The sequence below is a fragment of the Micromonospora rosaria genome, assembly GCF_001567585.1.
GTDB lineage: Bacteria > Actinomycetota > Actinomycetes > Mycobacteriales > Micromonosporaceae > Micromonospora > Micromonospora rosaria.
In genome coordinates this window covers 43,693-54,435 of sequence record NZ_LRQV01000034.1, presented here as the reverse complement: position 1 = coordinate 54,435, position 10,743 = coordinate 43,693, and the positions used below count along the sequence as shown (strand labels likewise).

Here is a 10,743-nt window from a genome sequence, read left to right as displayed (position 1 = left end):
GGCACCGGCCGCCTGGCGGGCGGCCGGGCGGGCGCGGAGGGCGGCGGCCACCGGCCCGGCGCGACCGGCAACGCCCCGGCACACCGCGCCGGCATGATGGGCGGCACCGCCAACCGGGGTGGCGTGCTCGGCGGCCGGGGCAGCGGCGACCAGGAGGACCCGGACGGCCGACTGACCTGGCTGACCGAGGACGAGATGGTGTGGCAGGACGCCCGGTCCACCGCCCCGGCGGTGCTCGACGGGAACTGACCCCTCACGACGTCACCGGCGGCGCTCCCGTGACCGGGGGCGCCGCCGGTCGTCGTCCGGCCTCCCCCGAACGTCCATGTCGGACAGTGGTACCGGTCACGTGATCCACTCCGTGCGTCCGGCTGCGGGGGTGGCGCCCGGGAGATAGGTTGGTCGGGTGCCGCCCATGACGTCCGCCCGCCCCCGTGGCCGGGCGGCGCTGCGCGCGTTGCGGGACCTCACCCGCCTGGCGGTCACCCTCCTGGTGCTCGCCATCGGTCTCAGCGGCGTGACCGCCGCGCTGGCCGGTGCGCCGTCCGCCGCCACGGCCACGGCCGCTCCCAGCGTGTCGACCGGGCGCGTCGCCGAGCTGCGGTCGGACACCTCGACGGTGGTGCGGGAGGCCGAGTCGGCCCCGCAGCCGTCGGCCCCTGCGGGCGACACCGTCTCCGCCCCGCCGGCCGCCGTCCGCGCGCCGTCCACCGTGACGGCCGCGGCCCCGCCCCCGGGTGTCCCCGGCCGGCGCGGCCCGCCCTCCGCCTGACCAGCCGCCGCCGCGCACGGCGGTACGCGCCGGCGCCGACGCGGACCCGCCGGGCACCGGGCACCGTCGCGGTGACCGTCGTCGCCGCCCCCGCGCCGGCCAGCCCTTCCCGCCGTCGGATCGACGGCCCCCGGCCCGCCACCGGGCCCCCCGACCGTCTTCCCCCTCCTTCGAGTCCGAGGTGCTGGTGATGCAGACCGTCCGCTCCGCCGTACTGATCGACGTCCCGCAGGCCGCCGTGATCTGGCTGGTCCTCCTCGCCGTGGTCGGGGTGACCGTCGCCGCGCTGGTCGTCGTCCGACCGGGCCGGCGTCGGCTCGACGTCGCCAGCCGGATCCGCGAGGCCGCCATGCCGGGCCGCCTGGAGGAGGCCGAGGAGGAGCGGGAGCGGCGACGGTACGCGCAGGAGGTGGCGGTGGCCGCCGAGCGCGCCGGCACCACCGCCCAACGGCGGCGTACCGAGTGGCTGGCCGCCCAGGAGGCGGTGGAGGCCGCCTGGCAGGCGTACCAGGAGGCGGAGGAGGACGTCCGCCGGTTGACCGCCGCCGCCGCGATGCCCCTGCCCCGGACCGCCCGCACCCCCGCCGAGTACGCCGACCGCGAGCGGTTCCTGCACCGGACGGCGATGGAGGCGTACCGGCGGCAGGAGCTGTCGGTGGAGCAGCTCGGCGACGCCTTCGCGTACCGCAACGGGTGGGACCCGCGCCGGCACCCGGTGGAGCAGGAGCTGTTCCTGCGCCGGGCGGTACGGGACAACCTGCTCGCCCGGCACGAGGCCGCCCGTGAGCAGGAGCAGGCCGCCTGGCGGGCCGCCGAGCTGGCCGTCGCCGCCGCGGGCAGCCTGCGTGCCGAGGCCTTCGCCGCCACCGAGCCGGCCCCGGCCACGGAGTCCTCGCTGCTGCCCGGCTCCGACACGGCGGAGTTCCCGGTCACCGTCCGGGAGAGCACGCCGCCCGCCCGGGGCGCCGCCGCCGTTCCCGTCTACTGACCGTCCCCGACACCGGGTCGCGCCGGTCCCGCCGTCGGGCCGGGTCGGGCGCTGGCCGGTATCCGACGGGTCCGGTGGACGCCTGATGTCGCCGGCTTCCGCTAGCGTGGGGAGCATGTCCCAGGAGACGTGGCTGCTGGTCGTGCTCGGCGGCATCGTGGCACTCGCCACCCTCGCCGGTGCGGTGGTGTTGGCGGTGCGGGTGGTCCGCACCCGGCGGATGCTCGGCAGCCTGGGGGCCAGCGGAAAGGTCGCCTTCTACGGCGCGCTGGCCTACACGGTCCTCCCGGTGGACCTGCTCCCCGACCCGATCTACCTGGACGACATCGGGGTGCTGGCCGCCGCGCTGATCTACCTGACCCGGCTGGCCCGGCGGCGCGGGGTCACCGACCGACCAGTCTCCGGCGTGCCGGACGCGGGCCGGGTGCACCGGCCCGTGCCATGATCGGGTCATGCCACGACGGGTCGACCACCGCCTGGAACCGCACGACGACCGGGTCACCCGGTTCTGCCGGGAACGTCACCTGGCCACGCTGACCACACCGCGCCCGGACGGCACCCCGCACGTCGTACCGGTCGGGGTCACCTACGACGCCGACGCCAACCTGGCCCGGGTGATCACCTCACGGAGTTCCCGCAAGGCCCGGCACGTGGCCGCGACGCCGGACGCCCCGGTGGCCGTCTGCCACGTCGACGGGCGACGTTGGCTGACCATCGAGGGCCGCGCGGTGGTCCGGGCCGAGCCGGACGCGGTGGCCGAGGCCGAGCGCCGGTACACCGAGCGGTACGGGACGCCCCGGCCGAACCCGGAACGGGTGGTCATCGAGATCACCGTCACCCGGCTCCTCGGCAACCTGTAGGTGTAAGGAAGGGCCCCCTGTTAACGCATTCCGGATAGCAGGGGCCCCTTCCAAACCGCTGTGTCTTCCGGACCGCTGGGCCCGAACGGCCGCTGGGCCTGACCGCGCGCCGGCTCAGGGCTCGGGTGCCACCTGGGCTCAGGGCTCGGGTGCCACCTGGACCCCGGTGACCACGTCGAACACCGTGATCGCTTCCATCGGGCAGGAGTCGGCCGCGTCCCGTACCGCCTCGTCCGGCTGGATCCGTTCGGCCAGCGGTTGGGACAGGCCGTCATCCAGCGCGAAGTGGGACGGCGCGGTGCTCGCGCAGATCCCGGCACCGATGCACAGGCTCCCGTCGACCCGTACCCGCCACCCGTTCTCCCCCATTCGGTACACCCCTCCTACCAGGACACCGGCAACGCGGTCAGCCCGCGTACCAGTAGGCCGGACTTCCAGGTCAACTCCGACTCCGGGACCGCCAACCGCAGCCCCGGGGTCCGCTCCAGCAACGTCTCCAGCACCACCTGAAGCTCCATCCGGGCGAGCTGCGCGCCGACGCAGTGGTGCGCCCCGTGCCCGAACCCCAGGTGCGGGTTGACCGCCCGGGCCAGGTCGAGGGTGTCCGGCTCGGTGAAGACGGTCTCGTCCCGGTTGGCCGAGGCGATCGAGACGAGCACCGGCTCCCCGGCCCGCACCAGCACCCCGCCCAGCTCCACGTCCTCCAGCGCGTACCGGGCGAAGCCGGCGGTCGCGCCCAGCGGCACGTACCGCATCAGCTCCTCGACCGCGCTCGGCACCAGGCCCGGGTCGGCACACAGCCGTGCCCAGCCCTGCTCGGCGGTGAGCAGCACGTACACGAAGTTGGGGATCTGGGTCACGGTGGTCTCGTGGCCGGCGGCGAGCAACCCGGCGGCGAGCTGGATGACCTCGTCCTCGGTGAGCCGGTCGGCGTCGGCGTCCCGGGCCTGCACCATCGCGGTGAGCAGGTCGTCGGCCGGCTCCCGCCGGCGCTGTTCGATCAGGCCGGTCATGTACCCGAAGAGGTTGTCCAGGTACCGCTGGACCTGCTCGCCGCTGAGCGAGGTGGTCGAGACGATCGCCTCCGACCAGGTGTGGAACTTGTCCTGGTCGGTCACGGGGACGCCGAGCAGGTCGCAGATCACCCGGATCGGCAACGGGGTGGCGACGTGCGCCACCAGGTCCGCCGGGGGGCCGGCGGCGAGCAGCCCGTCGACGAGTTCGTGCGCGGTCGCCCGGGTCTGGCCGCGGAGCTGCTCGACCCGGCGGGCGGTGAACGCCTTGGCGACCAGTCGGCGCAGCCGGGTGTGCTCGGGCGGGTCCATGCCGAGGATGCCGTTGTCCTGTCGCCGTTCGGTGTTGCGCGGCTCGTCTCGGCCGGCGGCTACGGCCCGGCTGAACCGGGCGTCGCCGAGCACCGTCCGCACGTCGGCGTGCCGGGTGGCCAGCCAGACCGGCTCGCCGTACGGCAGGCGGACCCGGACCAGCGGCTCCTCCCGGCGCAGCCGGGCGTACCGGGGGTCGAGGTCGAGGCGCTCGGGGGGACTGAAGGGGTAGCTGGGCGGGGTCGCCACGTGGGATGCACCGGTCAACGAGGACTCCCTGTCGTCTCCGGCACCGCACGACGGTGGCGCCGGTCCGTCGTCATGACTCGACGGCGAGTCATGCCCCGACTGCGCATGGTAGCGACCCGCGTCGATCCTGACCAGGCCCCGCACCATGGCGCGACCGCACGGTCACCGAACGGAAACCTCCGGCGGGTGCCCGAACCGGGCCGACCGGGTGTCGGACCGGCACGGGCCGGGTAACCACCCCGCCGGACATCGAGGAGGTTCGGCGTGACGCAGGACGACTCTCCCCGCCGTACGCCCGAGCCGGTGGCGGACGGGGCGGGGCCCCGGCAGACCTGGGCGGCCCTGCCCTGGCTGGTCCGGACGGCGGTGGTGTGGAGCGCGTGCCTGGTGGTCGTGGCGGCCGGGCTCTACCTGCTGGGGAAGATCGCGGTCCTGCTGGCGCCGCTGGCGATCGCGCTGGCCGCCACCGTCTTCCTCACCGCCCTGCTCGACCCGGTGCAGTTGCTGCTGCGCCGGCTGCGGCTGCCGGCCGCGCTCGCCGCCCTGCTCACGGTGCTGTTCCTGTTCGGCATCCTGGTCGGCGTCGGCACGCTGGTCTGGAACCTGACCGCGAGCCAGTTCGGCGAGCTGAGCCGGGAACTGGGGCAGGGTCTGCAACGGTCCCGGGACTTCGTGACCTCCACCCTGCCGGTCACCGACGAGCAACTGGACCGGCTGATCGAGCAGGGCAGCCAGGCGTTCGGCCAGGGCACGGTGGACCCGCTCGCCGGGGCGCGGACCGTCGGCGAGGTGCTCGGCGCCGCGCTGCTCGCCCTGGTGCTGCTCTTCTTCCTGCTCAAGGACGGGCGGTCGATGTGGCAGTGGGTGCTGCGCCGCACGACCGGCCCGAACCGGGAGGTCGCCGCCGAGGCGGGCCGGACGGGCTGGCGGACGCTGGGCGCGTACAGCCGGGGCACGATGATGATCGCCGCGATCGACGCCGTCGGCATCGGGCTGGCCCTGGTGCTGCTCGGGGTGCCGCTGGCCCTCCCGCTGGCGTTGATCACGTTCTTCGGCGCGTTCGTCCCGATCATCGGGGCCACCGTGGCCGGGGCCGTCGCGGTCCTCGTCGCGCTCGCCGCCAACGGACCGACCAGCGCGCTGCTCACCCTGGGCGCGGTCATCCTGGTCCAGCAGACCGAGGGGAACCTGCTGGAGCCGCTGATCATGAAGCGCCAGGTCCGGCTGCATCCGGCGGTGATCCTGGTGGTGGTCACCGGCGGCACCCTGCTCGGCGGGATCGCCGGGGCGTTCGTCTCGGTGCCGATCGCGGCGGTGGCCTACCGGGTCGTCGACACCGTGCAGCGCCACCGGGCGGAGGCCGCCCGCGCCGAACCGGGCCGGTCCGATTCGAGCGGCACCCAGCCGGGCCGGTCCGAGGCGGGCCGCGCCCAGCCCGGCGGGTCCGAGGCGAGCCGCGCTCAGCCGGACGGCCGCGCTCAGCCGAGCTGACCGGCGAACCAGTCGGCCGCGTGGTCGGCGACCTGCTCCAGGGTGCCGGGCTCGGCGAACAGGTGGGTCGCGCCGGGGACCACCCGCAGCTCACCCACCCCCTCGGGGAGCAGCGCCAGCGCCTCCTCGTTGAGCGTCCGCACCTGCTCGTCGAACCCGCCGACCAGCAGCAACGTCCGGGCCCGCACCTGGGACAGGGCGGGGCCGGCCAGGTCCGGCCGGCCACCCCGGGAGACCACCGCGGCCACCCGGTCGGACCGGTTCGCCGCGGCGACCAGCGCGGCGGCGGCACCGGTACTGGCGCCGAAGAGCCCCACCGGGAGCCGGGTGAGGGTCGGCTCGGCCCGCATCCAGTCCACGATCGCGGTCAGCCGGTCGCCGAGCAGGCCGATGTCGAACCGCAGCTCGGCGGTGCGCTCGTCCACCCGCTCCTCCTCGGGGGTGAGCAGGTCGACCAGGACGGTGCCGAGCGACCGCCCGTTGAGCACCCGGGCGACGGCCGTGTTGCGCGGGCTGTGCCGGGAGCTGCCGCTACCGTGCGCGAACAACACCACACCGGTGGCGTCGGCGGGGACCACCAGGTCGGCCGGCAGACCGGCACCGGCCACCGGGATCGTCACCGCGCTGCTGAGCGTGTCCATCTGCGTCCTCCCGACCGCCGGTCCCGAGCCCGGCTGTGGCTGGGCTTACCCGCCCGGAGCACCGGATTCACCCGTTGCCTTGACGCCGACGACAAGGTCTAGCGTGGCGAAGGAGCACTGCTGAGGGAGGATCGGATGCGGATCGGCGAACTGGCTGAACGCGCCGGTACGAGCACCCGCGCGCTGCGCTACTACGAGGCGCACGGGCTGGTCCGGGCGGAGCGGGGCGCCAACGGCTACCGCCGGTACGACGAGGCGGAGCTGCGGGTGGTCCGCGAGATCCGGGCCCTGCTGGCCGTGGGGTTCGGCCTCGACGACATCCGTCCGTTCGTGGCCTGCCTGCGTGCGGGCAACCCGTCCGGGGACGTCTGCCCCGATTCGGTGGCCGTGCTGCGGCGCAAGCTCGCCGAGGTGGACGCGTACCTCGACCGGCTCGGCACGGTCCGGCGGCAGTTGCAGACCCAGCTCACCGAGGCGATCGCACACCGGGAGGAACAATGTCCGCACCGCCGACCCCAGCCCTGCTCGCGGTAACCGACGACACCTTCGCCACCGCCGTGCTGGCCAGCGACCGACCGGTGGTGGTCGACTTCTGGGCGCAGTGGTGCCCGCCCTGCCACGCGATCTCCCGCAGCCTCGCCGAACTCGCCGAGGAGTTCGCCGGCCGGCTGCGGGTGGTCACCCTGAACACCGACGACAACCCGGACTGCACCCGGGCCTACCGGGTGCTGTCCCTGCCGACCCTGCTGGTCTTCGACCGGGGCGAGGTGGTCGGCTCGGTCGTCGGCTCCCGCCCGAAGCAGCACCTGCGGTCGGCGCTGAGCCGCCACCTGCCGCCCTTGGTGGGGTAGCCGGCGGGCGGGGCCGGTTTGCCCGGCAGCCGGCCGGGTAGCCGGCAGGCGTCCAGGGAGCGCAGCGAGCAGAGCGCGGGGGATCTTTCGATGGCGAAGCAACAGGGTAAGTCCAGGAAGCAGGACGACCGGGACCAGCGCGAGTCGGCCGAGAAGTCCGGCCGGGACTGGGCGGACGAGGCCGCGCAGGCGCGGACCGCCGACGATCCCCGGGCGGTGGCGCCCCACGACGCCGCCGGCCGCCCCTCCATCGGCAACCCCTGACCCGCCCCGGACGCCCCACCTGACGAGGGCGCCCGGTCGGGCACCGTGAGCCAGGCGCGCGGTCGGCCCCGGCGCGCTGTCGAGCCCAGCGGTTAAGAAGGGGCCCCTGCTCTACCGAATGCGTTAACAGGGGGCCCTTCCTTACACCACCTACATCGGGGTGGGGGGCGGGTGCAGCAGTGGCGCCCGGCCGGCGGGCTGCTCCGGAACCGGCGCGATCGGCTCGGCCGGCGGGTTGGGCAGGGTGATCGGCTGGTCGCAGGTGGCCGACACGGTCTGGCCGTGGTGCCGCAGCTCCAGCACGGAGTCCGGGCTGCCGGCCCGCAGCGCGTACGAGGTCTGGTCCGGGCGGACGTCCACCCGCAGCCGCAGGTGCCGCCACTGGAGGCTGAACTCCAGCCGGGTCAGCCGGCTGGGCAGCCGGGGCGCGAAGGAGAGCGTCCCGTCGTGGTCGCGCAGCCCGCCGAAGCCGGCGACCAGGGCGATCCAGGCGCCGGCCAGGGACGCCATGTGCACCCCGTCGCGGGTGTTCTCGTTGAGGTCGTGCAGGTCCATCAGGGCCGCCTCGCGCAGGTAGCTGTGGGCCAGCTCGGGGTGGCCGACCTCGGCGGCGAGGACCGCCTGGGTGCAGGCGGACAGGGACGAGTCCCGCACGGTACGCCGCTCGTAGTAGGCGAAGTTGCGCATCTTCTCCGGCCCGGTGAACGCGTCCCCGCGCCAGTGCATCGCCAGCACCAGGTCCGCCTGCTTCACCACCTGCTTGCGGTACAGGTCGAAGTACGGGTAGTGCAGCAGCAGCGGGTACTTCTCCGCCGGGGTGTGCTCGAAGTCCCACTCCTGCAACCGGGTGAAGCCCTCGACCTGCTGGTGCACCGCCGTCTCGTCGTCGTACGGAATGGTCATGGCCTGGGCGGCGTCCCGCCAGGAGGCGGCCTCCTCCTCGGTCACCCCGAGGGCGAGCGCCTCGTCGCGCAGCCGCATCGCCACCTCGGCGGCGGTGAGCAGGTTCCGCTGCGCCATCAGGTTGGTGTAGATGTTGTCGTTCTTCACCGCCGTGTACTCGTCGGGGCCGGTGACCCCGTCGAGGTGGAACCCGCCGCGCCGGTCGTGGTGGCCCAGCGACAGCCACAGCCGGGCGGTCTCCACCAGCAGCTCCAGCCCGATCTCGCGTTCCAGCTCGGTGTCCCCGGTGGCCAGGACGTACCGGCGCAGCGCGTCGGCGACGTCGGCGGCGATGTGGAAGGCCGCCGTCCCCGCCGGCCAGTACGCCGACGACTCGGGCCCCTCGATGGTGCGCCAGGGGAAGGCCGCCCCGTGCAGGTTCAGCGTCCGGGCCCGGTCCCGGGCCTGTTCGAGGGTGGAGTGCCGCCAGAACAGGGCGTCCCGGACCGCGTGCGGGTGGATGTAGGTGAGCACCGGCAGCACGAACATCTCGGTGTCCCAGAACGCGTGCCCGTCGTACCCGGGCCCGGTCAGGCCCTTGGCGGCGATCGGCCGGCGCTCGGCCCGCGCGCCGGCCTGGAGCACGTGGAACATGCCGAAGCGGACCGCCTGCTGCACCTCCGGGTCGCCCTCGACCACCACGTCGGCGGCGTCCCAGAACTCGTCGAGGTACTCCCGCTGGGCCTGGCGCAGGCCGTCCCAGCCGTCCAGCCGGGCCGCCGCGAGGGCCGCGCCGACCTGGTCGCGCAGCGCCGGCAGCGACCGTCGGCTGGACCAGCCGTAGGTCAGGTACTTCACCACCCGCAGCGTCTGGCCGGGGGCGAGCACGCAGCCGACCGTGGTCCGGACCCAGTCCTCGTACCCCTCGCTGTCGACGGTGGTGCGCTCCGGGCCCTCCACCTCGTGCGCCATGGCGGCGGCCACCCGCAGGCCGGAGACCTTGGTGCGGTGGATCAGCAGGCCGCCGTCGGCGGTGGTCAGCTCCTCCTCGGCCTGCAACGGCGATTCGAGTACGGCCGCCACCCGGGGGTCGCGGCTCTGCGCCGGCAGCGCCTCGTTCGCCACCAGTTCGGACTGGAGGATCAGCCGCAGCGGGCGCTCCACCGCCTCCACCTCGTAGCTGATCGCGGCGACCGAGCGCTGGGTGAACGAGACCAGCCGGGTGCTGCGCACCTTCACCTCGCGGCCGGCCGGGGAACGCCAGTGCAGCCGCCGCTGCAGGGTGCCGGCGCGCAGGTCGAGGACCCGCTCGTGGTCGAGGAGTTCGCCGTACCGCACGTCGAGCGGTTCGTCGTCGACGAGCAGCCGGATCAGCTTGCCGTTGGTGACGTTGACGATGGTCTGCCCGGACTCGGGGAACCCGAACCCCGCCTCGGCGTACGGCAGCGGGCGCAGTTCGTAGAAGGAGTTGAGGTACGTGCCGGGCAGGCCGTGCGGCTCCCCCTCGTCCAGGTTGCCGCGCAGCCCGACGTGCCCGTTGGAGAGCGCGAAGACCGACTCGGACTGGGCGAGCACGTCCATGTCCAGCCGGACCTCCCGGACGTGCCACGGCTCGACCGGATACGCCCGTTCGCGGATCATGCGCTGGTCCCCCCGTCCACCGGGGCCGCGACCTCGCCGCCCAGCAGGTCCGCGAGGTCGTCGACGACGACGTCCGCGCCGTGCGCCCGCAGTTCGTCGGCCTGGCCGGCCCGGTCCACCCCGATCACGTACCCGAATCCGCCGGCCCGCCCGGCGGCGACCCCGGCCTGCGCGTCCTCGAAGACGGCGGCGTGGGCCGGCTCGACCCCGAGCAGTTCGGCGGCGCGCAGGAAGGTGTCCGGGTGGGGCTTGCCGCGCAGCCCCTCGGCCCGCGCGACGAGGCCGTCCACCCGTACCTCCAGCAGCGGCGCCAGGCCGGCGGCGGCGACCACCTCCCGGCAGTTGGCGCTGGCCGAGACGACCGCCCGGCGCAGCCCGGCGGCGGCCACCCGCTCCAGGTACGTCACCGAGCCCGGGTAGACGTCGACCCCGTCGCTGCGCAGCCGGTCGAGCAGCACGACGTTCTTCTGGTTGCCGACGCCGTGCACGGTCGCCGCGTCCGGCGGGTCGTCCGGCTCCCCCTCGGGCAGCACGATCCCCCGGGAGGCGAGGAAGGCGCGCACCCCGTCGGCGCGCGGCCGGCCGTCGACGTACCGGTGGTAGTCCGGACCGGGGTCGAACGGCCGGAACGGCTCGCCGGTGGCCTCCGCGCGGGCGCGCAGCACCCCGTCGAAGGTCTGCTTCCAGGCCGCGTTGTGCACCCGGGCGGTCTGCGTCAGCACACCGTCGAGATCGAAGAGACAGGCGGTCACGTGAGCGGGTAGACCCAGCACCTCTCG

The 10,743-nt window shown here is 74.7% G+C and carries 13 protein-coding genes and 1 pseudogene; 9 read left to right on the top strand and 5 right to left on the bottom strand.

The window, feature by feature from the left end:
• From AWW66_RS34360 to AWW66_RS12155, 5 genes and pseudogenes are all read left to right on the top strand, one after another.
• Positions 1-249 (top strand): annotated as a pseudogene (locus AWW66_RS34360) (hypothetical protein); the annotation flags it as partial.
• A gap of 166 nt (positions 250-415) precedes the next feature.
• Complete coding sequence (locus tag AWW66_RS33640) at positions 416-772, top strand: hypothetical protein (protein WP_067364404.1); 357 nt, start codon at positions 416-418, stop codon at positions 770-772.
• A 190-nt stretch (positions 773-962) separates the two neighbouring features.
• Complete coding sequence (locus AWW66_RS34845; RefSeq protein WP_067364418.1) at positions 963-1,760, top strand: hypothetical protein; 798 nt, start codon at positions 963-965, stop codon at positions 1,758-1,760.
• Between the two features lie 115 nt (positions 1,761-1,875).
• Entirely contained in the window at positions 1,876-2,205 is a 330-nt protein-coding gene (locus AWW66_RS12160; protein WP_067364401.1) for a DUF1232 domain-containing protein, read from the top strand.
• Between the two features lie 7 nt (positions 2,206-2,212).
• Positions 2,213-2,620, top strand: a complete 408-nt coding sequence (locus tag AWW66_RS12155) for a pyridoxamine 5'-phosphate oxidase family protein (RefSeq protein ID WP_067364398.1) — start codon at positions 2,213-2,215, stop codon at positions 2,618-2,620.
• 138 nt (positions 2,621-2,758) lie between these two features.
• Here the strand turns inward: AWW66_RS12155 and AWW66_RS12150 are convergent, their stop codons facing one another.
• Together AWW66_RS12150 and AWW66_RS12145 are read right to left on the bottom strand one after the other, a co-directional pair.
• Complete coding sequence (locus AWW66_RS12150) at positions 2,759-2,989, bottom strand: ferredoxin (RefSeq protein WP_067364395.1); 231 nt, start codon at positions 2,987-2,989, stop codon at positions 2,759-2,761.
• Positions 2,990-3,003: 14 nt separating this feature from the next.
• Positions 3,004-4,212 (bottom strand): cytochrome P450, encoded by a 1,209-nt coding sequence (locus AWW66_RS12145; protein ID WP_245648191.1) that lies wholly within the window; start codon positions 4,210-4,212, stop codon positions 3,004-3,006.
• 246 nt (positions 4,213-4,458) lie between these two features.
• On the opposite strand from AWW66_RS12145, the gene AWW66_RS12140 reads away from it, so the two are divergent.
• Positions 4,459-5,685, top strand: coding sequence for an AI-2E family transporter (locus AWW66_RS12140; RefSeq protein ID WP_245648189.1), 1,227 nt, complete (start codon positions 4,459-4,461; stop codon positions 5,683-5,685).
• On the opposite strand, the gene AWW66_RS12135 is transcribed toward AWW66_RS12140, so the two are convergent.
• Positions 5,673-6,326 (bottom strand): dienelactone hydrolase family protein, encoded by a 654-nt coding sequence (locus AWW66_RS12135; protein WP_067364390.1) that lies wholly within the window; start codon positions 6,324-6,326, stop codon positions 5,673-5,675. The two genes, AWW66_RS12140 and AWW66_RS12135, sit on opposite strands and share 13 nt — an antisense overlap.
• Positions 6,327-6,461: 135 nt before the next feature.
• Between AWW66_RS12135 and AWW66_RS12130 the strand changes: the two genes are divergently transcribed.
• The 3 genes from AWW66_RS12130 to AWW66_RS34355 all read left to right on the top strand — a co-directional run bounded on the left by AWW66_RS12130 (position 6,462) and on the right by AWW66_RS34355 (position 7,441).
• Positions 6,462-6,860, top strand: coding sequence for a MerR family transcriptional regulator (locus AWW66_RS12130; RefSeq protein WP_067364387.1), 399 nt, complete (start codon positions 6,462-6,464; stop codon positions 6,858-6,860).
• A complete protein-coding gene (gene trxA, locus AWW66_RS12125; protein ID WP_067364384.1) occupies positions 6,824-7,177 on the top strand; it encodes a thioredoxin in 354 nt (117 codons plus the stop codon). Before AWW66_RS12130 ends, trxA begins: the two co-directional genes overlap by 37 nt.
• 90 nt (positions 7,178-7,267) lie before the next feature.
• Complete coding sequence (locus AWW66_RS34355) at positions 7,268-7,441, top strand: hypothetical protein (protein WP_169807097.1); 174 nt, start codon at positions 7,268-7,270, stop codon at positions 7,439-7,441.
• Between the two features lie 150 nt (positions 7,442-7,591).
• On the opposite strand, the gene AWW66_RS12120 is transcribed toward AWW66_RS34355, so the two are convergent.
• Together AWW66_RS12120 and AWW66_RS12115 are read right to left on the bottom strand one after the other, a co-directional pair.
• Positions 7,592-9,964: a glycoside hydrolase family 65 protein gene (locus AWW66_RS12120; protein WP_067364381.1), complete on the bottom strand. Its 2,373-nt coding sequence runs from the start codon at positions 9,962-9,964 to the stop codon at positions 7,592-7,594.
• Positions 9,961-10,737, bottom strand: coding sequence for a beta-phosphoglucomutase family hydrolase (locus AWW66_RS12115; protein WP_067364379.1), 777 nt, complete (start codon positions 10,735-10,737; stop codon positions 9,961-9,963). Before AWW66_RS12115 ends, AWW66_RS12120 begins: the two co-directional genes overlap by 4 nt.
• Positions 10,738-10,743: the final 6 nt, after the last annotated feature.

Bases quoted from the DNA above. Each gene is read 5' to 3' on its own strand.
- AWW66_RS33640 (WP_067364404.1), top strand. From the start codon at position 416: ATGACGTCCGCCCGCCCCCGTGGCCGGGCGGCGCTGCGCGCGTTGCGG.
- AWW66_RS34845 (WP_067364418.1), top strand. From the start codon at position 963: ATGCAGACCGTCCGCTCCGCCGTACTGATCGACGTCCCGCAGGCCGCC.
- AWW66_RS12160 (WP_067364401.1), top strand. From the start codon at position 1,876: ATGTCCCAGGAGACGTGGCTGCTGGTCGTGCTCGGCGGCATCGTGGCA.
- AWW66_RS12155 (WP_067364398.1), top strand. From the start codon at position 2,213: ATGCCACGACGGGTCGACCACCGCCTGGAACCGCACGACGACCGGGTC.
- AWW66_RS12150 (WP_067364395.1), bottom strand. From the start codon at position 2,989: ATGGGGGAGAACGGGTGGCGGGTACGGGTCGACGGGAGCCTGTGCATC.
- AWW66_RS12135 (WP_067364390.1), bottom strand. From the start codon at position 6,326: ATGGACACGCTCAGCAGCGCGGTGACGATCCCGGTGGCCGGTGCCGGT.
- AWW66_RS12130 (WP_067364387.1), top strand. From the start codon at position 6,462: ATGCGGATCGGCGAACTGGCTGAACGCGCCGGTACGAGCACCCGCGCG.
- trxA (WP_067364384.1), top strand. From the start codon at position 6,824: ATGTCCGCACCGCCGACCCCAGCCCTGCTCGCGGTAACCGACGACACC.
- AWW66_RS34355 (WP_169807097.1), top strand. From the start codon at position 7,268: ATGGCGAAGCAACAGGGTAAGTCCAGGAAGCAGGACGACCGGGACCAG.
- AWW66_RS12120 (WP_067364381.1), bottom strand. From the start codon at position 9,964: ATGATCCGCGAACGGGCGTATCCGGTCGAGCCGTGGCACGTCCGGGAG.